Origin of the sequence: Gelidibacter gilvus, assembly GCF_004115975.1 — a bacterium.
Classification (GTDB): domain Bacteria; phylum Bacteroidota; class Bacteroidia; order Flavobacteriales; family Flavobacteriaceae; genus Gelidibacter; species Gelidibacter gilvus.
Window position 1 is genome coordinate 360334 of the sequence record NZ_SDDZ01000003.1, and the last position, 23079, is coordinate 383412.

19 protein-coding genes are annotated in these 23079 nt (G+C 38.4%); 11 read left to right on the forward strand and 8 right to left on the reverse strand.

The window, feature by feature from the left end:
- Positions 1-21 precede the first annotated feature (21 nt).
- From dapB to ESZ48_RS08030, 5 genes are all read right to left on the reverse strand, one after another.
- Entirely contained in the window at positions 22-723 is a 702-nt protein-coding gene (gene dapB / locus ESZ48_RS08010) for a 4-hydroxy-tetrahydrodipicolinate reductase (RefSeq protein ID WP_129016908.1), read from the reverse strand.
- A gap of 113 nt (positions 724-836) precedes the next feature.
- Positions 837-1448 (reverse strand): DUF5683 domain-containing protein, encoded by a 612-nt coding sequence (locus ESZ48_RS08015; protein WP_190246216.1) that lies wholly within the window; start codon positions 1446-1448, stop codon positions 837-839.
- Positions 1438-2337, reverse strand: a complete 900-nt coding sequence (locus ESZ48_RS08020) for a ParB/RepB/Spo0J family partition protein (RefSeq protein WP_129016809.1) — start codon at positions 2335-2337, stop codon at positions 1438-1440. The genes ESZ48_RS08015 and ESZ48_RS08020 overlap by 11 nt, the downstream gene beginning before the upstream one ends.
- A complete protein-coding gene (locus ESZ48_RS08025) occupies positions 2337-3101 on the reverse strand; it encodes a ParA family protein (RefSeq protein WP_129016810.1) in 765 nt (254 codons plus the stop codon). Before ESZ48_RS08025 ends, ESZ48_RS08020 begins: the two co-directional genes overlap by 1 nt.
- Before the next feature lie 243 nt (positions 3102-3344).
- A complete protein-coding gene (locus ESZ48_RS08030; RefSeq protein WP_129016811.1) occupies positions 3345-4229 on the reverse strand; it encodes an SDR family oxidoreductase in 885 nt (294 codons plus the stop codon).
- Between the two features lie 217 nt (positions 4230-4446).
- On the opposite strand from ESZ48_RS08030, the gene ESZ48_RS08035 reads away from it, so the two are divergent.
- From ESZ48_RS08035 to yidC, 3 genes are all read left to right on the forward strand, one after another.
- Complete coding sequence (locus tag ESZ48_RS08035) at positions 4447-7215, forward strand: M16 family metallopeptidase (protein ID WP_129016812.1); 2769 nt, start codon at positions 4447-4449, stop codon at positions 7213-7215.
- A gap of 472 nt (positions 7216-7687) precedes the next feature.
- On the forward strand, positions 7688-9328 hold the full coding sequence (locus ESZ48_RS08040; RefSeq protein WP_129016813.1) for a CTP synthase: 1641 nt from the start codon (positions 7688-7690) through the stop codon (positions 9326-9328).
- Positions 9329-9436: 108 nt separating this feature from the next.
- Positions 9437-11332, forward strand: a complete 1896-nt coding sequence (gene yidC / locus ESZ48_RS08045; protein WP_129016814.1) for a membrane protein insertase YidC — start codon at positions 9437-9439, stop codon at positions 11330-11332.
- Positions 11333-11427: 95 nt separating this feature from the next.
- Here the strand turns inward: yidC and ESZ48_RS08050 are convergent, their stop codons facing one another.
- The gene (locus ESZ48_RS08050) at positions 11428-12420 is read right to left on the reverse strand and encodes a fasciclin domain-containing protein (RefSeq protein ID WP_129016815.1); all 993 of its coding nucleotides are present in this window, start codon (positions 12418-12420) and stop codon (positions 11428-11430) included.
- A gap of 66 nt (positions 12421-12486) precedes the next feature.
- Here ESZ48_RS08050 and ESZ48_RS08055 point away from each other — a divergent pair, with 66 nt between their 5' ends.
- The 8 genes from ESZ48_RS08055 (at position 12487) to ESZ48_RS08090 (ending at position 20414) form a co-directional block, all read left to right on the forward strand.
- Positions 12487-13197 (forward strand): toxin-antitoxin system YwqK family antitoxin, encoded by a 711-nt coding sequence (locus ESZ48_RS08055; protein WP_129016816.1) that lies wholly within the window; start codon positions 12487-12489, stop codon positions 13195-13197.
- A gap of 263 nt (positions 13198-13460) precedes the next feature.
- Complete coding sequence (gene mnmA, locus ESZ48_RS08060; protein WP_129016817.1) at positions 13461-14648, forward strand: tRNA 2-thiouridine(34) synthase MnmA; 1188 nt, start codon at positions 13461-13463, stop codon at positions 14646-14648.
- Positions 14649-14680: 32 nt separating this feature from the next.
- Positions 14681-16294 carry a S8 family serine peptidase gene (locus tag ESZ48_RS08065; RefSeq protein WP_129016818.1) on the forward strand — a complete coding sequence of 538 codons (1614 nt, stop codon included), beginning with the start codon at positions 14681-14683 and terminating at the stop codon, positions 16292-16294.
- Positions 16294-17238 carry an NAD(P)H-dependent flavin oxidoreductase gene (locus ESZ48_RS08070; protein ID WP_129016819.1) on the forward strand — a complete coding sequence of 315 codons (945 nt, stop codon included), beginning with the start codon at positions 16294-16296 and terminating at the stop codon, positions 17236-17238. The genes ESZ48_RS08065 and ESZ48_RS08070 overlap by 1 nt, the downstream gene beginning before the upstream one ends.
- A gap of 426 nt (positions 17239-17664) precedes the next feature.
- Positions 17665-19059, forward strand: a complete 1395-nt coding sequence (locus ESZ48_RS08075) for an MATE family efflux transporter (protein WP_190246217.1) — start codon at positions 17665-17667, stop codon at positions 19057-19059.
- Between the two features lie 138 nt (positions 19060-19197).
- Entirely contained in the window at positions 19198-19401 is a 204-nt protein-coding gene (locus ESZ48_RS19775) for a four helix bundle protein (protein ID WP_223266397.1), read from the forward strand.
- Positions 19402-19602: 201 nt separating this feature from the next.
- Positions 19603-19830, forward strand: a complete 228-nt coding sequence (locus tag ESZ48_RS08085) for a hypothetical protein (protein ID WP_129016820.1) — start codon at positions 19603-19605, stop codon at positions 19828-19830.
- Positions 19830-20414 (forward strand): phosphatase PAP2 family protein, encoded by a 585-nt coding sequence (locus tag ESZ48_RS08090; RefSeq protein ID WP_129016821.1) that lies wholly within the window; start codon positions 19830-19832, stop codon positions 20412-20414. Before ESZ48_RS08085 ends, ESZ48_RS08090 begins: the two co-directional genes overlap by 1 nt.
- On the opposite strand, the gene ESZ48_RS08095 is transcribed toward ESZ48_RS08090, so the two are convergent.
- Both ESZ48_RS08095 and ESZ48_RS08100 read right to left on the reverse strand, forming a co-directional pair.
- Positions 20408-21289, reverse strand: a complete 882-nt coding sequence (locus ESZ48_RS08095) for a diacylglycerol/lipid kinase family protein (protein WP_129016822.1) — start codon at positions 21287-21289, stop codon at positions 20408-20410. The genes ESZ48_RS08090 and ESZ48_RS08095 overlap by 7 nt on opposite strands.
- Positions 21290-21549: 260 nt before the next feature.
- Positions 21550-22911 carry an acyl-CoA dehydrogenase family protein gene (locus ESZ48_RS08100; RefSeq protein ID WP_129016823.1) on the reverse strand — a complete coding sequence of 454 codons (1362 nt, stop codon included), beginning with the start codon at positions 22909-22911 and terminating at the stop codon, positions 21550-21552.
- Between the last annotated feature and the right edge of the window lie 168 nt (positions 22912-23079).

Here is a 23079-nt window from a genome sequence, read left to right on the forward strand (position 1 = left end):
AATTAAAAAACTGTCAATAAGTTAACCAATGTTTAACACATCCTTCATTGAGAATACGCCCTTTTTTCCAACAATCCATTCGGCGGCGATGACGGCGCCAAGCGCAAATCCGTCGCGGTTATGGGCGGTATGTTTAATTTCTATGGTATCTACAGATGAGTTATAGACCACTTGATGGGTTCCCGGAACTTTGTCAATGCGTTTGGAGTGAATATGTAAATCATTTAGTTTTGCGGCATCAAGTGTCCAAGAGCCGTATTTTGAGTTTTTAAGAATCTCCTCTGCCAAAGTAATGGCTGTGCCGCTTGGTGCATCCAGCTTTTCAGTATGATGTATCTCTTCCATGCTGATGTCGTATTCTGGAAGATTTTTCATGAGTTTTGATAGTGTTTTGTTCAACTCAAAAAAGATATTGACGCCTAAACTAAAATTGGAAGCATAAAGAAAGGTGCCATTTTTTTCTTTACATAAGGCGACAACGTCATCATAATGATCCAGCCAACCTGTGGTTCCAGAAATAACGGGAATATTGTGATTAAAACACTTTGTAATATTAGCTACGGCAGCGTCAGGTGTACTGAAATCTATGGCGACATCTATATTTTCGAGAGCATAGCTATCGGTGTCTTTTTCAACTTTTAAGGTGATGTCATGTTGCCGATGCAGGGCAATCTGTTCAATGGTTTTTCCCATCTTGCCATAACCTAAAAGACCTATTTTCATGTGTTTGTATTTATTTTTTAACGGACCTACTTCGTCTTGGCTGAGCACTGGCATGCTGTCGGCTATTAATCATTTCCTTGGGTGTAAAAATCTTTAGCATGCTCGTTTCATGATTAAAATTTAAAATTCAAGGTCACTCCCAAATTAGTGGAATTTTCCTGTTCGTTATATTTAAAATGAGGCTTTAAAGCCAAATTTTCATCTAAGTTATATTGAAGCAAATGCGCATCGACATTGGCGTCTATAATGTTGAGTGCGTAGAGTCCAAAGGTAATGAGCAAGGCCAATTCTTTATTTCGTCGTAAGGTGTTCTGTGCACGAATCAATCCGTCATTGGTAACACGAGGCGTTGTGCCTTCGCCATAAAACTCATCATCCGTATGGCCAGCCAACCTGCTTTTGTAAGCATCACGATAGCGATCATAGGTTTTATCATTGTCTAAATAGAAATAAATACCGGTACCAAGAGCCGCATAAACAATGGGTATTTTCCAATACTTTTTGTTATACGCTTGTCCCAACCCTGGTAGAACAGCCGAGTAGAATGCCGCCCGGGAAGGGGCTAAAATATTCATGGGTTCTCTTACCAAGCTGTCAATCACAACTTCTTTAGGAAGGTCTTTAGAAATGTCTTTCGGAATGCTATCTGCAGGAGTTTGCGAAAATCCGAAGAAAGAAGCAAAAAATAAAATGAAAAGAGATGTATAAAGGCGATTATTTGGCACTTTGAACAAGTTTTTTGATACGGTTAAAATCCTCTTCAGAATGGAAAGGAATACTTATGGTTCCTTTTCCGTTCTTACTCACTTTAACGTCGATTTTGTGGCCAAAGTATTCTGAAAACTCTTTTACCCCATTTTTAACAAAGGATGGTAATTCTGGTTTTTCAGAAACTTTTGTTTCGCTTTTATTATGATAATTCTTCACCAAAGCTTCCGTGTCCCTAACGGATAATTTATTGGAAAGTATTTTTTCGTAAATATCAAGTTGTTCGGATTGGTCCTCAATATTGATAATGGCACGACCATGTCCCATAGAAATAAATCCGTCACGCATGCCGGTTTGGATAATAGGATCCAACTTCAAAAGTCGAAGATAGTTGGCTATGGTAGAACGTTTTTTCCCTACACGCTCGCTCATTTGTTCTTGTGTCAATTGAATTTCGTCAATCAAACGTTGGTAGGACAAAGCAATTTCAATAGGGTCTAAATCTTGACGCTGAATGTTTTCAACCAAGGCCATTTCCAAGGATTCTTGGTCATTGGCAATTCTGATATATGCAGGAATGGTTGGCAATCCAATAAGTTTGGAAGCTCTAAAACGACGCTCTCCAGAAACCAATTGGTATTTGTTAAAATCAAGCTTTCTAACGGTAATGGGTTGAATAACGCCAAGTTCCCTGATGGATGATGCTAATTCTCTAAGCGTTTCTTCGTTGAAATTAGTTCGTGGCTGAAACGGATTGATTTCAATGGCCTCCAATTCCAACTCTACGATATTACCAATGACTTTATCGGCATTTTTATCCTGAACGGATTTGATATCGTTTGTTGGATCTTTTAAAAGTGCTGATAATCCTCTTCCTAAAGCTTGTTTTTGTGTTGCCTTCGCCATTAACCGTTCTTTTTAATAATTTCCTTCGCTAAACTTAAATAATTGGTAGCGCCTTTACTGCTCACATCATAATTGATGATGCTCTCTCCAAAACTTGGAGCTTCTCCTAAACGTACGTTACGTTGAATAATCGTATCAAAAACCATATCACTAAAATGCTTCTGCACTTCTTCAACAACTTGGTTTGACAAGCGTAAACGTGCGTCATACATGGTCAATAACATGCCTTCGATATCTAAATTGGGGTTGTGGATACGTTGCACACTTTTAATGGTGTTCAACAATTTACCCAAACCTTCCAATGCAAAATACTCACATTGTATCGGAATGATGACCGAATCTGCAGCGGTTAGCGCATTCAACGTCAAAAGTCCCAAAGAAGGTGCGCAGTCGATTAAAATATAATCGTACTGGTCTTTTAGATGGTGAATGGCTTTTTTGAGCATGTATTCACGCTCTTCCTTATCAACCAATTCAATTTCAATAGCGACCAAATCAATATGAGCCGGGATGATATCAACATGCGGTGCACTTGTAGGAATGATGCAGTCTTCTGCTATTGCAGAATGCTCAATGAGTTGATACGAACCAACTTCTACGCTATCTACATCAATGCCCAAGCCTGATGATGCATTGGCTTGCGGATCGGCATCTATCAATAATACTTTTTTCTCTAAAGCGCCCAAGGAAGCAGCTAAATTTACTGATGTTGTTGTTTTACCAACACCTCCTTTTTGATTGGCTATTGCAATGATTTTACCCATTAAATGATCTGATTTTTGTGAGCGTAAAAATACAATTATTTGTGAGTTTAAAAAATCTTACTTGTTAACAAAGCACCATTGGTTTTAAAAGGGACGCCCTTAAAAAACTTAAAAAATTATTGAGCTTTGTGTTCAACGCTTTAAGATGGACATCTACCTGAATGACAACTAATTCTTTTTATTTGGTAAGTATATCTTCGTTATCAATGATCTTTATCGGATATTGAAAGTCGTATGTTTTCTTTAATTTTTACCTTTTTTTGCCCGTATCATCGCTTCCAGCTGATCCCACATTTCTTCAGGAATAGCTTCCAATAAATTAAACTGCCCTGCACCTTTGAGCCATTCGCCACCATCAATGGTGATCACTTCGCCGTTGACATAGGCTGAAAAATCAGATACTAAGTAGGCGGCGAGATTTGCTAATTCCTGATGGTCACCCACACGGTTTAAAGGCACTTTTTTAGCCATATCAAACTTGTCTTTTAAATCGCCAGGCAAAAGCCTATCCCATGCACCTTTTGTAGGGAACGGTCCAGGAGCAATGGCGTTGAAGCGCATCCCGTATTTTGCCCATTCCACCGCAAGACTGCGGGTCATGGCCAATACACCCGCTTTGGCAGTAGCACTCGGCACCACATAGGCGGAACCTGTCCAAGCGTAAGTAGTCACAATATTGAGCACAGACGTGTTGGTTTGCTTGGTGTCTATCCAATGTTTTCCAAACGCCAAGGTGCAGTTTTTAGTGCCTTTTAAAACAATATCAATAATCGTATCAAAAGCATTGGCAGAGAGACGTTCAGTAGGAGAGATGAAATTACCGGCCGCATTATTTAGCAAAACATCTACTTTGCCGAATTTATCGACTGCGCCTTTCAACATGGCTTCAACCTCGTCATAATTACGGACGTCACATTGCAATGGTAAACACGTGCCGTTGGTTTCCTTTTCAAGTTCTTCAGCTGTAGTTTTTAACCTATCAAGATTGCGGGAGGTAATCGCAACATTGGCGCCCAATTCTAAAAAATACTTGGACATTGCTTTGCCCAGTCCGCTACCGCCACCAGTGACTACTATTGTTTTTCCCTTTAAAGCGTCATCTCTGAGCATTTTTTGTGTATAAACCATTCTATATTATTTTTTATGTGAATTTAAAAATACGGATAATATGTTACGATTGTGCTTTTCAAAAGTCAAATTATTCTTAAAACATAGAAGCTCTAGCTATGGAACATGGAGCGTTTTAAAGCATTGATTTTTTAGTGAATGCCATAGATTTTTTACTTTGATAAAACCGACATGCATTTTTTTTATATCTTTAAGGGAAATCAATTATCCATAAACTATGAGAAAAAATTCCCATTTATTCAGAATTGCCATGACAATGCTGCTGTGTCTTTCGCTATCCCTCATTGCGAATGCACAAATCAAAAAAGTAGCGAGTGTAGAAGGCATTACGGAATACAGTTTGGACAACGGCTTAAAAGTGCTATTGTTTCCTGACAATTCCGCACAAACCATAACCGTCAATATCACTTATATGGTGGGCTCCCGTCATGAGGGTTATGGCGAAAAAGGCATGGCTCACTTACTCGAGCATATGGTTTTTAAAGGCACGCCAAACCATCCCAATATTCCAGAAGAATTATCTGCCCGTGGTGCAAGACCAAACGGAACCACTTGGTATGACCGTACCAATTACTTCGAAACTTTTAACGCCACAGATGAAAATCTAGACTGGGCCTTAGATTTGGAATCGGACAGAATGGTCAATTCCTATATCGCTGAAAAAGATTTGGAATCGGAGTTTTCCGTAGTGCGTAATGAGTTTGAAAGTGGTGAGAATTCGCCATCACGAGTGCTGATGCAGGAAGTTACCAGTGCGGCTTACTTATGGCATAATTACGGACAATCTACAATTGGAAACAAATCTGATATTGAACGTGTTCCAATTGAGCGCCTTCAAGCTTTTTACAAAAAATACTACCGACCAGATAATGCTATTTTAATGGTGACTGGAAAGTTTGATACCGAAAAAACATTGGCATTGATTGAAAAAAAATTCGGTCCTCTTAAAAATCCAGCGGTTGAATTAAAAGATATTCCAACCATTGAGCCTGAACAGGATGGCGAAAAACGCGTGACTATAAATAGGGTAGGCGATTTGCAAATTGTATCTGCACTTTATCACGTGCCTGCAGGGTCGCATGAAGATGCTGCTGCACTGGCCATTGCTGAACAAGTTTTGACTGATGAGCCTTCCGGCAGATTGTATAAAGCCTTGGTGGATACTCAAATGGCATCTGGTATTTGGTCTTTTACACCATTTACAAAAGAGCCTTCCTTTTTATATATGAATGTGGATGTGCCTTCGGATAAATCTTTGGCTGAAGCTGAAACAGTTTTATTAACCACTTTAGATAAATTGGCCGATCATCCGATTACGGAAGCCGAATTAAATCGTGCGAAGGCAAACATGCTAAAGCGGATGGATCAAATTTTTAGAAATTCGTCTTATTTGGGAACTTATATGAGCGAATTTATTGGTGCAGGAGATTGGCGATTGGCATTCATCTTTAGAGATCGTATTGAAGAAATGACGGTTGATAAAGTCAACGCAGCCATCAAGAAATACTTTATTCCTACAAATAGAACGGTTGGAAATTTTGTCCCAACAAAAAATCCGGTACGGGTTGGTATTCCGCATACAGAAAATGTTGAAGAATTAGTTGCTAATTATAAGGGCAGGGAAGCCATGGACGCCGGAGAGGCTTTTGATGTGTCTTATGAAAATATTCAAAACACCTTGCAGTCAGGAAAATTGCCAAATAGCAGTATTGAATATGGATTGATCAAAAAAGACAACCGTGGTAAAACGGTGAATTTAACCTTCAATTTACGCACTGGAAATGTAGATCAGCTGATGAATAAAGGGCTGGCCGCTAGATATACAGCGAGAATGTTGAACAAAGGCACTAAAACAAAATCCAGACAAGATATTGAGGATAAGCTGAGTGCTTTAAAATCTTCAGTATATTTTAATGGTTCCAACGGTCGTGTTACGGCATCTGTCAACAGTACTGAGGAGAATTTAATGGAAACATTGGCCTTGATGACAGACATGCTGAAGAATCCCGCATTTGATGCCACAGAGTTAGAGAAACTAAAAACTCAGGATCTGGCCAGCCTTGAAGAAAGTAAATCGGAGCCACAGTCTGTTGTTTCACGACAAATCGGGTTGTTGAATAACCGTTATAAAAAGGGTCATCCTTTATACAGTATGACTTTGGACGAAGAAATTGCCGCTATAAATGCAGTGAATGTGGCCGATTTAAATACGTATTATAAAGACTTTTATGGCGTCAATGATAGTGCATCTATTGTGGCTATTGGTAATATGGATGAAGAAGCAGTAAAGACATATTTTGATACATCCTTTGCCGACTTTAAATCTGATAAACCTTATACAGAAATCAGTAATAAGTTTCAAAACAGCACATCTGCAAATGAAAAAATCATAACCCCAGACAAGAAAAACGCATTTACTTTAGGTGTTTTATCTTTTGAAGGTAGTGAATATGACGATGATTATGCTGCGCTACAAGTGGCAGGAGAAATTTTTGGTGGTGGCTTTTTAAATTCTCGTATTGCAGGCCGATTACGTCAAAAGGATGGCGTGAGTTATGGTGCAGGTGGTAATGTTGGTGTGGATAATAATAAAGATGATAAAAATTCGTCCATGTATATTTATGCCATTTATGCACCAGAAAATGCAGCCAAGGTTCAACAAGGTTTTAAAGAAGAAATTGCGCGCTATATCGCTGAAGGCATTACTGAAGAAGAACTTAAAAACGCTGTTAGTGGTTGGGTGCAGGAACAAAATGTGTCCCGAGCTAAGGATAATGAATTGGCAAGAGTGATCAGCACCAATCTCTATTTGGACAGAGATATGATGTTCCAAAAAAATGTTGAAAAACAAGTAGAGAAGCTAACCGTTGAAGATGTCAACAAAGTCATTAAGAAGTATTTTAAGAATTTCGAAAATTGGACTGTTGTGAACGGCGGCGATTTTGATAATTTTGAAATTAAGCAAGATGATAAAAAAATAGATTAATAGAATTGTAATTAAAAGAATCACCTGCTTCATCAGTTTTGACCTTGAAGCAGGTTTTTTTTAGTGAAACCCCAAACCCAAAAGCGCAGCGCATTGGGTTTTTTTGTTTGAACTAATCCCGCTTTTGGGCGGGATCTGAAACCCCAAACCCAAAAGCGTAGCGCATTAGGTTTTGTTGTTTGAACTCATCCGTCCCTCACATTTGATTTAGCGGGATCTAAGTTTTGATTTGCTGACAGTAAGGTGTCTCAAAACTTGCTTCGGAATGTTAAAAATACTTTTCCATTCCGTACTCTGGGGTCTGCCCGCCGGTATTTATTATTTTAAAAAAACACGTCAGCTCTTTCAGCTCGTTGATCATGAATGTTTTATGAGGTGTTTCTGGCGATTGTCCGCCCTGATAAATAACTAAAATTAGATGCTCTAATAACTATTTAAATTTTGTAAATTTGCCTGCGTTTAACAGCGCAACATGACAACTACTACAAAATACATATTCGTCACAGGGGGTGTAACGTCTTCTTTAGGGAAAGGCATTATTGCAGCTTCTTTGGCAAAATTACTTCAGGCTCAAGGTTACAGAACCACGATCCAAAAATTAGATCCTTATATTAACGTCGATCCAGGTACCATGAATCCTTATGAACACGGGGAATGCTACGTTACTGATGATGGTGCAGAAACCGATTTGGATTTGGGGCATTATGAGCGTTTCTTGAATGTGCCTACAAGTCAATCCAATAACGTTACCACCGGCCGTATCTATCAAAGTGTTATTGAAAAGGAACGTCGCGGCGAATTTTTGGGTAAAACCGTTCAGGTTATTCCACATATTACCGATGAAATCAAAAACAGAGTTCAACTTCTTGGAAAATCTGGCGATTATGATATTGTCATTACAGAAATAGGAGGAACGGTTGGCGATATTGAATCCTTGCCTTATATTGAAGCGGTGCGTCAATTAAAATGGGATTTGGGAGAGCACAATGCTATCGTGATCCATTTAACACTGATACCATATCTGTCCGCAGCTGGCGAATTGAAAACTAAACCCACCCAACACAGTGTCAAAACCTTGATGGAAAGTGGGGTCATGGCAGATATTTTGGTGTGTCGTACAGAGCATGAATTACCATTAGAACTTCGTCGTAAATTGGCGTTGTTTTGTAATGTTCGTGAAGAAGCAGTCATTCAGTCGATTGATGCCTCTACTATATATGACGTTCCCAATTTAATGTTGGAGCAGGGCTTGGATAAAATAGTACTTAAAAAGCTGGACCTACAAAGTGATGCGCCAGATTTGACGCAATGGAATCAATTCTTAAAACGACTAAAAAACCCAAAGAGTGAAGTAACTATTGGTTTGATTGGGAAGTATGTTGAACTACAAGATTCATACAAATCTATTTTAGAATCGTTTATTCACGCCGGTGCTGAAAATGAAGTAAAAGTAAATGTCGTACCTATCCATTCTGAACATTTAACTATAGAAAATGCAGCGGAAGAACTCGCACATTTGGACGGTGTTTTGGTAGCTCCAGGGTTTGGAGAGCGCGGTGTGGACGGAAAGATTGAGGCAGTGAAGTATGTCAGAGAAAATAATATTCCGTTTTTGGGAATTTGTCTAGGCATGCAAATGGCAGTTATAGAATATGCCCGGAATGTATTGGGCTTGAAAAACGCGAATTCTACTGAAATGAATGCGCATACATCTGATCCTGTTATCGATTTAATGGCATCGCAGAAAGATGTCACAGACAAAGGCGGAACGATGCGACTTGGAGCTTGGGCTTGTCAGATAGAAGAAGGAAGCATTGCTCACGATGTGTATCAAACGACTGATATTTTTGAGCGTCACCGTCACCGTTATGAATTTAATAATGCTTATAAAAAGCAAATTGAAGACGCTGGAATGAAAGCTACTGGTCTCAATCCTGACACTGGTTTGGTTGAAATTGTTGAAATTCCGTCGCACAATTGGTTTGTAGGCGTACAATTTCATCCCGAATATAAAAGTACCGTGGCCAATCCACATCCGTTATTTGTGGCCTTTGTAAAAGCTGCAGTAAATTTTAAAAAGGATAAAAATCGTGTCAGTATGACACAAAACTAAATTTGGTTGCATTTTTGTGTTAACCAATCTTGTCAAAAACAGAATTAATTACCAACTTAAAAAAGACCTAAAAGTTATTCGAACATGTCAGGTCTGAACATCACATAAATGGAAGAAAAAAAATTTGATCTCAATTCTATTATAGGATTCGTTCTTATTTTCGGAATATTATTGTTCATGCTATGGCAGAACCAACCAACTCCTGAAGAAGTTGCAGCACAAGAACAAGCAAAACAGGCCCAAGTAGAAGCGGAGAAAAAAGCAACAGTTAAAAAAGACACTTTCGTTTCCACTGCTGATGATTATACCAACAAAACGGCTTTAGATTCCACAAAACTTGAAGCGTTAAAAAACAAATTGGGCGCTTTTGCCTATGCATCTACATTACCATCTGCTACAGACCACGAAACTTTGGTGGAAACAGACTTGTTAGAATTAAAGTTCAGCAACAAGGGTGGTTATTTATCAGAAGTAAGACTTAAAGAGTTTGTTTCCCATGACTCAATGCCTATCTATCTTATTAAAGATAATAACGCGCTTTTTAATATTTCTTTCTCTACTACTGATAACAGAAATCTAAATACCAAAGATCTTTATTTTGAGCCAACCATAACCAAAAATGGTGAGAATACAGTGGTTTCCATGAAGCTTAAAGTTTCAGAAAGCAAGTTCTTGGAATACCGTTATGAGCTGAAACCGGACGATTATATGTTTGGGTTCAACGTGCGTTCGCAAGGTTTAAATGACGTTATCAATAGTTCACAAGAAGTCAATCTAGATTGGAACGTCAAAACGTACCGTTATGCTAAAAGTATCTCTTATGAAAACAGATATACTGAGCTTGTTTTTGAATATGGGGGAGGTAAAGATGACTATTTAGGACAGGGTGATTTTAAGGAAGATGACGCTAAAGATGTCACTTGGGTTGCCAACAAACAGCATTTTTTCACGTCCATTCTTTTAGCCAATCAGCCTTTTAAGAACGGATTTTTTACATCAAGAAATTTAGTTCAGGATGAAGATATAGATACGATTTTCACTAAAGCGTTCAGCACAAAATTACCACTGGCACTTGAAGGTGGAGAGATTAATAAGAGCATGGATCTATACTACGGTCCAAGTGATTATAAAATCTTAAATGGTTACAAGAGAAATTTAGATGAAATTCTGCCATTGGGCTGGGGTATCTTTGGATGGATCAACCGTTACTTATTTATTCCTTTGTTTGGTTTCTTAGGGTCTTATATGTCTCATGGAATTGCTATTGTAGTGATGACCATTTTGATCAAAATATGTTTATCATTTGTGCAGTACAAACAATTTCTCTCTCAGGCGAAGCTTAAAATCATTAAGCCAGAGTTGGATGCTATTCGTGAAAAATATAAAGACAATAAGCTTAAAATTCAACAAGAAACCATGGCATTACAGTCTAAAGCAGGCGCCAGTCCGCTGAGTGGTTGTTTGCCGGCATTGATTCAGTTGCCCGTGTTCTATGCCCTGTTCCAATTTTTCCCGTCGGCGTTTGATATCCGCCAGAAGAGTTTCCTATGGGCTGATGATTTATCGTCTTATGATACGATTGCAGATTTACCATTCAAGATTCCGTTTTATGGCGATCACGTGAGTTTATTTCCAATCTTGGCTTCTATTGCAATTTTCTTCTATATGAAAATGACAACAGGACAGCAAATGGCGTCGCAGCCAACTCAAGAAGGAATGCCAGATATGGCGAAAATGATGAAGTATATGATTTACTTTTCGCCAATCATGATGTTGTTCTTCTTTAATAACTATGCTTCTGGATTGAGTTTGTATTATTTCATTTCGAATTTAATTAGTATTGGTATTATGTTGGTCATCAAGAATTTCATTTTGGATGAAGAAAAGATCCATGCACAAATTCAGGTGAATAAGGCAAAACCTAAAAAAGAAAGCAAGTTCCAAAAGAAGATGAAAGAAATGATGGAACAAGCCGAAGAGCAGAAAAAACAAGGAAAACGTTAAACTGTTTCCATTCCAAATAAAAAATGCCTTTGAAAATTTCAGAGGCATTTTTGCTATTAATCAACAAGGTAATTAAGGATTAATTAAAACTGATACTATTGTCCCAATTGTGGTAAGATTACTTTGTCAATGGCGTGAACCACTCCGTTTGCAGCTTGGATATCTACCAATGCTGGAATAATATTGCTCACGCGTCCGTTTGGATCAGTAATGGTAAGCGCAGTTGCACTTATGGTAACATCACCTCCTAAGGTTCCAACAACGCCAGATGGAATTTTATCTGAAGTGACATTTCCACCTACAACATGATATTTTAGAATAGCTTCAACCGTCGCTTTATCTACATCACCTAGTGCTGTGTTCCCTGTTGGATCAAGTTCGTTCAATAACGAAGCAAAAGCATCATTTGTTGGTGCAAACACCGTAAATGGACCGTTTCCTGACAAAGTAGGAATCAAGTTTGGAGAATCAGTTTGAGAATCGGCAGCCTGTAAAGCAGCTACTAAACTTGATAGGGCTGGATTTGCCAATGCGAAATCTACTACGGTTGGTAATCCGATAACAGCATCTACAACATGAATAGTTCCGTTAGTCGCAGAAATATCTGCAGCGGTCACTTTTGAAATCCCGTTGAATTTTACACCATCAGTAGTATTAAAATACAGACTTAAATTTTTCCCGCCTGGACCTGTTGCACTTGTGTTTGAATAGCCTGAACCAGCATCCACCAAATCCGTAGATTTTACATTTCCTGCAATGACGTGATTTAATAAAATTGCAGAAAGTACATCCGTTGGCACATCGCTTAATTTTGCGAATCCATTATCCGTTAAGAATTTTTGAAAAGCTGCATTTGTTGGCGCCAAGACCGTAAATGGCCCTTGGCCGTTCAATACGCTTACCAAGTTACCATCAGCCGCTTTAAGCGCAGCCACCAAACTACTGAGGTCTGGGGTAGCCAACGCTGTTTCTACAATGTTCATTGGTTGAGGTTCAATGTTGTTGTCATCATCACTACTACAGGATTGAAATCCGACAACCAATAGTAACAATGGTAGAATTTTGAGAGTTTTTGAAATAATCTTCATTTTTTTGAGTTTATTTGTTCGACATTAAACTAACCGCTTGTTAGTTTTGTTTAACAAAAATACAAAATGATTAAACAAAGTATATTTTTTATTTTATTTTTAACAGTATTTTTAACAGGAGCGATCGCACAGAACGCTATCAACCAATTTGATAAGGACGGGGAACGCCATGGGTTTTGGAAGGTAAATTTTGATCAGACAGATCAACCACGGTATGAAGGTACTTTTCAACATGGTAAGGAAGTGGGACTGTTTAAATTCTATAAGTTGGATAATGCTAAGAGTGTTCTAAGCGCAACACGCGAATTTATTCCTAATAGTGATGATATTCTGGTGAAATTCTATTCCTCTAAAGGAAAGTTGATAAGTGAAGGGCGTATGACCAACAAGCTCTTTGTTGGCAAATGGGTGTACTATCATAATAAAACAAACGCCATCATGACCGTTGAACATTATAATGATAAAGGACAACTTGAAGGTGAAAAGTTCGTTTATTATCCTAATGGTCAAATGGCCGAACAATCTTATTATACCAATGGCAAAATAGAAGGTATTTCTAAAGTGTTTTCAGAAAAAGGTGTGCTCATAAAGGAATTTACCTATAAAGACGATATTCTTCACGGCATGTCCAAATACTATGATTCAGACGGTAAAATGCTCGCGGAAGGCGCATATAGAGACGACCAAAAACACGGTATTTGGAAGTTTTATGAGAATGGTGTAATAACGGAAGAAAAGGACTTTACAGTGTATAGTAAAAACCCGATGAAACAGTAGGATTTAGTTGACAGTTTTCAGCCTGCCGGTAGCAATAAGGCATGTTTGGGGCGGGTTCTCAGTCTTAAGTATTTCCACCTCGGTAAATGTAATGGCAGGTTTAGTATCTCTGTGAAACTCAATTTGTCTCCGCAAATCTTTGTCTTCAGTCACCTGTCATCCGTCAGGTTTCCAACTTCCTGCCCGACTCCGTCATTTAGGCGGGCAATTTCATTTTCTTCGCCATAATACTTTTTCTGCAATAAACTTTGTAATTTTGCAAAATGAAAAGAGTAATCGTAGGACTTTCAGGAGGTGTTGATTCAAGCGTTGCCGCGTATTTGTTAAAAGAGCAAGGTTATGAAGTTATTGGCTTGTTTATGAAAAACTGGCATGATGATTCTGTGACTATTTCTGACGAATGCCCTTGGTTGGACGATAGTAACGACGCCATGTTGGTGGCCGATAAATTGGGAATTCCGTTTCAAACAGTCGATTTAAGCGAACAATATAAAGAACGTATCGTCGATTATATGTTTGACGAATACCAGAAAGGTAGAACGCCAAATCCAGATGTGCTTTGCAATCGTGAGATCAAGTTTGATGTGTTTATGAAAATTGCGCTCGATTTGGGTGCTGATTTTGTAGCTACCGGACATTATTGTCGTAAAGGAACTATTGACAAAGATGGAAAGGAGATCTATCAATTGCTTGCTGGAGTCGATACTAATAAAGATCAGTCTTATTTTTTGTGCCAATTATCACAAGCGCAACTATCAAAGGCATTATTCCCTATTGGCGAATTGACAAAGCCTGAAGTTCGTAAAATTGCAACAGAGCAGAATTTGGTGACTGCCGATAAAAAAGACTCTCAAGGTCTCTGTTTTATTGGAAAAGTGAGACTTCCAGAATTTTTACAGCAAAAATTACAGCCTAAAGAAGGGGTAATTGTAGAAATTCCGTCCGAGCAAAATATATACCACCAATTAGAACCTGAGTTTACTACTGAAGAAGATCAATTGGCTTATTTGACACGAAAAATAGAATACCATATTACGGACGGAAAAGTGGTCGGTAAACATCAAGGTGCACATTATTTTACAAAAGGTCAGCGTAAAGGACTTGCTGTAGGTGGCACTGTTGAGCCTCTTTTTGTAATTGAGACCGATGTTGAAGAAAACGTCATTTATACAGGTCAAGGCAAAGAACATCCAGGACTTCTTAAAAAAGCCTTGTTTGTTTCTAATGATGAAGTGCATTGGATTCGTGAAGATTTAACCTTGGCGTTGGATGAAACTATGGAGGTCAAAGCGCGAATCAGATACCGTCAACCGCTTCAAAATGTAACCTTACATCAAGTGGACAGCGGACTTTACGTCGTTTTTGAAAACTTCCAATCAGCCATCACCGAAGGCCAATTCGTGGCGTGGTACCTTAATGACGAATTAGTTGGTTCGGGAGTTATTTCTTAAATTGCAGTAATAATTTCATTGAATTATTGCTGATGAAAGTAACTGTTTTCCTGTATTTAGCTCTATGCTTTTCTCATGTTGCCTTTGCACAACAGGATGCGTGGGTATATTTTGCAGATAAGAACAATGTGGAAACTTCCATTCAAAATCCAATCACTATTCTTTCTCAACAAGCCATCACAAGAAAAAATCTCCATAAGATCCCTGTGGATTCCAGAGATGTGCCGGTCAATGAATCTTATATTTCTCTTTTAAAAGCAGCTAATGGCATTAGCGTTTTGGCAAAATCAAAGTGGATGAATGCGGTTCACGTTCGAGGTGAGGTAGATGTTATCACTGCGCTTTTTGATTTGGAATTTGTATGCAGAATTCAGTTTGCAGATAAAAACTTAGCCGTCTTATCTCGATCAACCGTTCGAAACGACAAGTTTGCTATTGAGGCGGGTTTGGAAGATTTTAATTACGGAACTGCCCAGAACCAAGTCAATATGATTCATGTTGACGAACTTCACATTGAAAACTATACAGGAGCAGGCATTATTATAGCAGTTATTGATGCTGGTTTTCCCAATGTGAATACAATGACGTCGTTCAATAAATTAAGAGCAAACAACGGTTTGTTGGGTGGCTATGATTTTGTAAATAGAACTTCAGCAATTGATGAGTATACGGCAAGTTCGCACGGAACCAAAGTCTTGAGCACCATGGCTGGGTACATTGAAAATCAATTTGTTGGTACGGCACCAGATGCGTCCTATTATTTGTTTCGTACCGAAGACGCGGCAATTGAAAACCCTGTTGAGGAAAGTTACTGGGTAGAAGCTGCTGAACGTTCGGATAGCTTGGGCGTTCATATTATAAATTCTTCGTTAGGTTATAACACGTTTGATAATGCTAATTATAATTATTCGCGATCCGATATGAATGGGACGACCACTTTCATCAGTAGAGGCGCCAATATTGCTTCCGAAAAAGGAATTTTAGTAGTTAATTCGGCAGGAAATTCTGGTAATAATTCATGGGGAATTGTCACTGCTCCAGCAGATGCTCCTGGTGTGGTCACCGTTGGTGCCGTGAATGCTGACGGTTTATATGCCGTATTTAGTTCAAGAGGCGATGCTTCTCAAACCACCCAAAAACCAGATGTTGTCGCACAAGGATTAGGATCTATCGTTATTGATGAAATGGATGCCATAGTAGCTAATAATGGCACGTCTTTTAGTGCGCCCATTTTGGCAGGTGGTCTTGCTTGTTTATGGCAAGCGCTACCGAATGCTAATGCAGAACAGATCAAGCAATATATGAGATTGTCTGCATCACAATACACGGCTCCCGATTATTTTTTAGGCTATGGCATCCCAAATTTCCAACTGGCCCTTTCTCATGGACTTTCATTACTGGAAAATGATGTCCAAGGATTTAAAGTATATCCGAATCCTGTTTCAAATCAGCTTTATATTCAGATGCCGGCAAGTCATGAAGGAAGAATACTAAAGATTTATGATGTTCTAGGTAAATTGGTTATGGAGCAGAATTATTCCAATACCCACTTCAGCTTAGATGTATCGCATTTAAATTCAGGCTTATATATACTTAGTGTCATTTCAAATAATCAAACTGTCAATTCTAAATTTATAAAATCTTAATGTCGAATAAAATCACCGAACTTTTTAAAATAAAATACCCGATCATACAAGCAGGAATGATTTGGAACAGCGGATGGAAACTGGCTTCAGCGTCCAGTAATTCAGGAATCCTTGGCCTGATTGGTGCAGGATCCATGTATCCGGATGTCTTACGTGAACATATTCAAAAATGTAAAAAAGCTACAGATAAACCTTTCGGGGTGAATGTGCCCATGCTCTATCCGAATATTGAAGAGATCATGAATATTATTGTAGAAGAAGAAGTGAAGATTGTTTTTACTTCCGCAGGAAATCCTAAAACCTGGACGTCGTGGTTAAAAGAACGCGGCGTCACCGTGGTTCATGTGGTGAGCAGTGTGAAATTTGCGTTGAAAGCCCAAGAGGCTGGTGTTGATGCCATTGTTGCGGAAGGTTTTGAAGCAGGAGGTCATAACGGACGGGAAGAAAGCACGACCCTAACTTTAATTCCAATGGTTAGAGAAGCCTTGAACATTCCACTGATTGCCGCAGGTGGCATTGCAACCGGACAAGGCATGTTGGCAGTTATGGTTTTGGGTGCTGATGGCGTTCAGGTGGGCAGCAGATTTGTTGCAAGTGAAGAAAGTTCCGCACACCAAGCTTTTAAAGAGGTTGTAATTAACGCCCAAGAAGGTGATACGCATTTGACTTTAAAAGAATTGGCACCTGTTCGGTTGATCAAAAACAAGTTCTATAATGATATTGTGGAATTGTACAAAACATCTCCATCGGTTGAGGATCTTAAAGGTTTATTGGGCAGAGCAAGAGCAAAGCGTGGGATGTTTGAAGGCGATTTGGAAGAAGGCGAATTGGAAATTGGCCAGATTTCAGGATTGATTCACGATATTAAACCGGTTGGAAAAATTGTTGAAGACATGCTTTCAGAATATGAAATAGCGAAGCAACAGGTGAAAATGTTCTTCTAACCACTTCTAAATTTCTCCAAGATCATTATTTTCTTAATATATTAAATTTGAGCTTGATAAGACTTTAAGAAATGCTACACAACTAAATTGTTTAATAGTATATAAACACAAAGGGGAAGAAATTCCCCTTTGTGATTGAAATGTTTTAACAATACTATCTTTAAATCCCTCTAAAATAATAGCTAAAACTTTTCCTGTTCTATATTGTTTGTCATGAATGATAACTAAATGATAAATCATCACATGATATCTGTAAAAATAACCGATATCATGATTTTGTGCAATTATATAGAAACAACTTATTAACAAAGTTGCAATGCAAGTTGATAACTATCAATTGGTTGATGTGTTTCAGTTGAAATAAAAGCAGAAAATGAGTCGTAAAGAAGGTCAATCCATCTACCTTTGCACCTTTAAAATTTAAGTGTGATTTTATCTCAATATACCAAAGAATTTAAGTACAACTTAAACTTGGCTGCACCAGTCATGTTGGGCATGCTAGGTCATACCTTCGTGAGTCTTGTAGACAACATTATGGTGGGTCAGTTGGGTGCTGCAGAACTTGCCGCAGTGTCTTTGGGCAATAGTTTTGTTTTTATTGCCATGTCTATAGGGATTGGATTTTCAACAGCCATTACGCCTTTGGTTGCAGAGGCAGATACTGAAAATAATTTTGCCAAAGGGAAATCGGCGCTAAAGCACGGTTTGTTTTTATGTACTGCTTTGGGCATTGTTTTGTTCGTCCTTCTTTTATTAGCCAAGCCCCTAATGTATATTATGGATCAGCCGGAAGAGGTGGTGGTACTGGCAATTCCATATTTGGATTTGGTGGCATTTTCATTAATTCCGTTAATTGTATTTCAGGCTTTTAAGCAATTTAGTGATGGCCTTTCGCTTACAAAATATCCAATGTACGCCACAATTTTAGCTAACCTCATCAATGTGGTGCTCAACTATCTTTTGATTTTCGGAAAGTTTGGATTTCCTGAGATGGGTATTGTGGGCGCAGCTATTGGAACCTTGATATCAAGGGTTGTTATGGTCTTTTTCTTATGGTGGGTTCTAAAAGCTCGGGATAAATCGAAAGCCTATGTCACCAATATTAAGATTTTTGTTTTGGAGTCGCCAATGCTTAAAAAGGTCATTAATATTGGATTTCCAAGTGCCATGCAAATGTTTTTTGAAGTTGGTATTTTTACCTCCGCCATATGGCTCAGTGGTACCTTGGGTCAAAACCCGCAAGCAGCAAATCAAATCGCTTTGAATCTGTCATCAATGACTTTTATGGTGGCCACAGGTTTAAGTGTTGCTGCCATGATTAGGGTGGGCAATCAAAAAGGACTTCGAAATTTCACGGAATTGCGTCGCATAGCCATATCTATTTTTTTGTTAGGTGTCGTCTTGGCCGTTATTTTTGCTTTTACACTTGTGCTTTTACACCAGGTACTACCAACCATTTATGTGGATTTGGATGATCCGATTAACGCTATTGATACACGAGAAGTTGTCGCCATTGCTTCCACATTGCTCTTGGTCTCTGCCGTGTTTCAGATAAGCGATAGTTTACAAGTCGTAGCTCTTGGTGCGCTTAGAGGTTTACAGGATGTTAAAATACCTACAATTATTACGTTCATATCTTATTGGATCATCGGATTTCCAATTAGCTTTTATTTAGGCAAAGAGGATGCTTATGGAAGTGTCGGAATATGGCTCGGACTTATAGCCGGTTTGACTTGCGCTGCAATTATGCTATTTATTAGATTTAATTATTTGACGAAGAAATTGATAAAGCTGGAGGTGCCTAGAGTTCAAAGTGTCTAAAGTTGGAAAGTAGCTAAAGTATAGAGCTCCTGCAATTTGGAGTATAAAAGTTTCAAGTTTGAAGTAGTGAAACTTTAAAGTTAATTTTACAATGACTAAAAAGGAATTTACAGCTATCTTAGAAAAACGGACAGTTCAATTTGCAATTGGTATTATAAACTTGTCTTATGGCTTACCATCGTCAACAGAGAAGGTTATGTTGTAAGAAACCAACCCACTAAATCAGGAACAAGTATTGGTGCCAATTATAGAGAAGCGAATAGATCAAGAAGTCCAAGAGATTTTAAAAATAAAACAACAATTAGTTTGGCTATTTTCACTTTAATTGCCAGCAAATTATAAGCCATATACTAATTAAAATTCGATACTTTTGTATTCTAATAAAATTTCACTTTAAAGATAATTATCTTAACAACGCAACATCAGCTCTAGGCATTACACAACTTGTAACTTTAGGCACTTCAAATACTTATAACCCTTATAGAACCTATTTTATTACATAACTTTAGTGCGCTTTAAGTACTCATAACTCATAACTCAAAAATGGAACTACCAAAATTCATACTCGGCGATAACACAGATTTTCCAGATGCCATTTATATCATACATACTGACTTTCCAAGATTTATTTTAAATTTGGAAGATGATGAAGTGGAGTGGATGGAAGAATTTGATGAGCATGACGAAAAGGAAATCTCTTCAGAAACTGAAAATTTGATCCAACAGGCTACAGATTTTTACGATCGTGAAATTGAAAGATACAATGCCTAATGATTGATCAAATTCTACAGTTAGATACGGATGTTTTTATCTTTTTAAACAGTCTTGGGACAAAGTCCTGGGATCCGTTTTGGTTGGCTTATACGTCTAAATTCAATTGGATTCCGCTATATGCCCTGCTGTTGTATTTGATATCCAGGCAAATGCGCTTAAAAGCCGTTCTGATTACACTTTTAGTTGTTGCTTTAATGATCTTGGTGACAGACCAAGTGACCAATCTTTTCAAAAATGGATTGCACAGATTGAGACCTTGTCATTTGGCAGAGTTGGTGGACAGTATGCGACTGGTGAAATCACATTGTGGCGGTCAATACGGATTCTTTTCTGGGCACGCTTCCAATACCATGGCAGCAGCAATCTTTATGGGTCTTACCTTAAAAAAACAATTCAAATACCTGATCTATGTCCTGATCTTTTGGGCGTTTTTAATGGGCTATAGTCGTATTTATATTGGGGTACATTATCCTCTAGATGTATTGTTGGGGATGCTGTTTGGCCTTTTGACGGGAATAGTGTTTTACAAGCTCAATATCTATGCAATACATAAATTCAACGCCAATTATAAGGATCAGTAAATAACATGGAGCGATTTTTCTAAAAGTGAAATAGTGATGGCATCACTAGCTATATTGAAAAATTCGCCATCAATTTGACTTTCATACACGCTTTTATTTTCCTGGCGGATCCGAATTTCCTTTGATTGATAATACTTAGCTTCCTTTATCAAATGAGGTTTTTTAAGTAAGATCAAGAATCCGAAGTATAATGATTTCAGCCTAGACATTTTTGAAACAATAAGAACATCCAAAAGTCCATCCTGCAATGACGCTGTTGGGGTCAAACTGATTTTATAGCCCATTTCATTGGAATTGGAAATAAATACCAGAAAAGGATAGGTTTGGATCGTTTCCCCGTTAACTTCAACCGTAATTTTATTCTTATATTTTATGTTCTTCAGAGCTTTCAGCGACGATTTTAAATAACTAATTAATTTTCTTTCGTTGGAATTTTCGTAATGCCTGATCACTTGCGCGTCGATACCGATGCCTGTATTGCTGAAAAAATAATGCTCGTTGATACAGCCTACATCAATTTTCTTAACTGGTGCCGTTTTGATGAGGGCTATGGCATGCTCCACACGTTTTGGAATTTTCAAATTGGAAGCTAGGCCATTCCCAGAGCCCAACGGGATGATGCCCAATGGAATATTGGTGTTGACCAAGCATGAAGCTACTTCGTTAATAGTACCGTCTCCGCCACAGGCGACAATGATATGTGCGCCTTCGGCAATGGATAATTTGGTTAAAGTTTTAGCGTGTTTTTTATAATCGGAATTTTTTATCGTGACCACATAGTCTGCTTCATCAAAAAATTTATTTAAAAACTTTTTATTGATCAGTTGGTTCCCTGAACCGGATACAGGATTCACTATGAAGTGTATATGTTTCAAATACTATTCCTTTTTTTTAGATACTGATAACGCTATTTTGCAACCAAATGTGTAGAACTATGAAGTTTGGCGCAAAAGTCTGAAAAGCGGTTGAAAGATATCAATTTACAGACATAAATTATCAAAATTTTAGGGAATTGAGGTTATAAATCTTTCCACATAAACCATCACCAATTAATGCGAAACCTTATTTGCAGAGTTTCTTGATCTCAGATACTAATACGATAAGATAAAATAGGACCTAGTGATCGAAATAGCGATTATACAAATGCACTATACCCAGTTATGGCCCTTCCCACAATTAATGTATTGATTTCCTTGGTACCTTCATAAGAATATATGGCTTCAGCATCGGCCACAAACCGCGCTACATTGTACTCCAACAAAATGCCGTTACCACCCATGACCTCACGTGCCTGACTGACCACATCTCGTGTTCTCAAAGAGCAAAACACTTTTGCCAAAGACGCGTGTTCATCTGTGAGCAGACCTTGATCCTGCAACTCGGAGAGTCTATAAACCATGGTCTTCATTGCCGTTAGATTGGATAGCATTTCCACCAAATGATTTTGAACCAATTGAAATGAAGCAATAGGTTTTCCAAACTGTTCCCGTTTTTTGGTGTATTTGAGTGCGTTTTCATAAGCACCCCTTGCGCAACCTACGGCTTGCCACGCCACACCCGCTCGCGTCATCCGCAACACTTTGGCAGTGTCTCGGAACGAATTGGCATTTTGGAGTCGGTCTTTTTCAGCGATTCTACAATTTTCTAGAGTGATGATGGCATTCTGTACGGTTCTCAAGGCCATTTTGTCTTCCATTTTCTCCGTGGTGAAACCTGGGGTGTCTTTTCTGACTAAAAACCCTTTTACTTTGTTGCTCGTTTCTTCTCTTGCCCAAATAATGGTCACATCGGCAAATGTGGCATTGCCGATCCACTTTTTTTGACCATTCAAAATCCATTCTTCCCCTTCCAGTTTACACGTGGTTTCCATTCCGCCTGCCACGGCACTTCCAACATTAGGTTCGGTTAGGCCAAAAGCACCTATCAATTCCATCTTTTGCATTTTTGGAAGCCATTCTTCTTTTTGTTCTTCGCTTCCGCAGAGATAAATTGAGCCCATGGCAAGTCCGCTATGGACACCAAAAAAGGTAGAGACCGAAACATCTACGCGTGCCAACTCTTCGGCAATGATACCTTCCATAATGAATGGTAAATCAGGGCAACCGTAACCTTTATAAGCGACCCCACAAATATTAAGTGCTGCCAATTTGGGAATGATTTCCATTGGGAATTGTGCTTTTTTCCAATAGTCATTAGCAATAGGTTCTACTTCATCCTGCATGAAATTGCGTACTTTCATTTGGATGGCGCGCTGCTCTTGCGTCAATTTTAAATCGAGATCATAAAAATCGCCATCAATAGGAGGCAGTTGATGTTGTCCTTTTTTGCTTTTCTCGGTGAGCATTTTCATGAGCCCATCCAGCTGTTTATCATCAAGCTCGCCTACTGTTTTCATGATTTTGGGTAAATCTATCTTTTCTGAAATTCTGCCTAGATCTTCAAAGTCAACTTCTTTCATCAAGTTAATGATGGACTTAATTTTAGTAAATAATTTCATAGTGCGACTCGAATTTTAATTAGTTGTTGAAAAGTTAATGCTTTTCAATAGAATTAAATGTTCTGTCTAGAAATTTATAAAGAATTTAACGTGGGGAATTGAAATTGAAATTGAAGTTGATGCTGAAGTTGAATGAAGATGAAATGGATCAATTGCGATTCTTGCGGT

What these genes read in the sequence shown, in the direction of transcription:
- dapB (WP_129016908.1), bottom strand. Translation starts at nt 723, where the DNA reads ATGAAAATAGGTCTTTTAGGTTATGGCAAGATGGGAAAAACCATTGAA.
- ESZ48_RS08085 (WP_129016820.1), top strand. Translation starts at nt 19,603, where the DNA reads ATGGAACTACCAAAATTCATACTCGGCGATAACACAGATTTTCCAGAT.
- ESZ48_RS08070 (WP_129016819.1), top strand. Translation starts at nt 16,294, where the DNA reads ATGTCGAATAAAATCACCGAACTTTTTAAAATAAAATACCCGATCATA.
- ESZ48_RS08020 (WP_129016809.1), bottom strand. Translation starts at nt 2,337, where the DNA reads ATGGCGAAGGCAACACAAAAACAAGCTTTAGGAAGAGGATTATCAGCA.
- ESZ48_RS08025 (WP_129016810.1), bottom strand. Translation starts at nt 3,101, where the DNA reads ATGGGTAAAATCATTGCAATAGCCAATCAAAAAGGAGGTGTTGGTAAA.
- yidC (WP_129016814.1), top strand. Translation starts at nt 9,437, where the DNA reads ATGGAAGAAAAAAAATTTGATCTCAATTCTATTATAGGATTCGTTCTT.
- ESZ48_RS08050 (WP_129016815.1), bottom strand. Translation starts at nt 12,420, where the DNA reads ATGAAGATTATTTCAAAAACTCTCAAAATTCTACCATTGTTACTATTG.
- ESZ48_RS08040 (WP_129016813.1), top strand. Translation starts at nt 7,688, where the DNA reads ATGACAACTACTACAAAATACATATTCGTCACAGGGGGTGTAACGTCT.
- ESZ48_RS08100 (WP_129016823.1), bottom strand. Translation starts at nt 22,911, where the DNA reads ATGAAATTATTTACTAAAATTAAGTCCATCATTAACTTGATGAAAGAA.
- ESZ48_RS08030 (WP_129016811.1), bottom strand. Translation starts at nt 4,229, where the DNA reads ATGGTTTATACACAAAAAATGCTCAGAGATGACGCTTTAAAGGGAAAA.
- ESZ48_RS08035 (WP_129016812.1), top strand. Translation starts at nt 4,447, where the DNA reads ATGAGAAAAAATTCCCATTTATTCAGAATTGCCATGACAATGCTGCTG.
- ESZ48_RS08090 (WP_129016821.1), top strand. Translation starts at nt 19,830, where the DNA reads ATGATTGATCAAATTCTACAGTTAGATACGGATGTTTTTATCTTTTTA.
- ESZ48_RS08065 (WP_129016818.1), top strand. Translation starts at nt 14,681, where the DNA reads ATGAAAGTAACTGTTTTCCTGTATTTAGCTCTATGCTTTTCTCATGTT.
- ESZ48_RS08055 (WP_129016816.1), top strand. Translation starts at nt 12,487, where the DNA reads ATGATTAAACAAAGTATATTTTTTATTTTATTTTTAACAGTATTTTTA.
- mnmA (WP_129016817.1), top strand. Translation starts at nt 13,461, where the DNA reads ATGAAAAGAGTAATCGTAGGACTTTCAGGAGGTGTTGATTCAAGCGTT.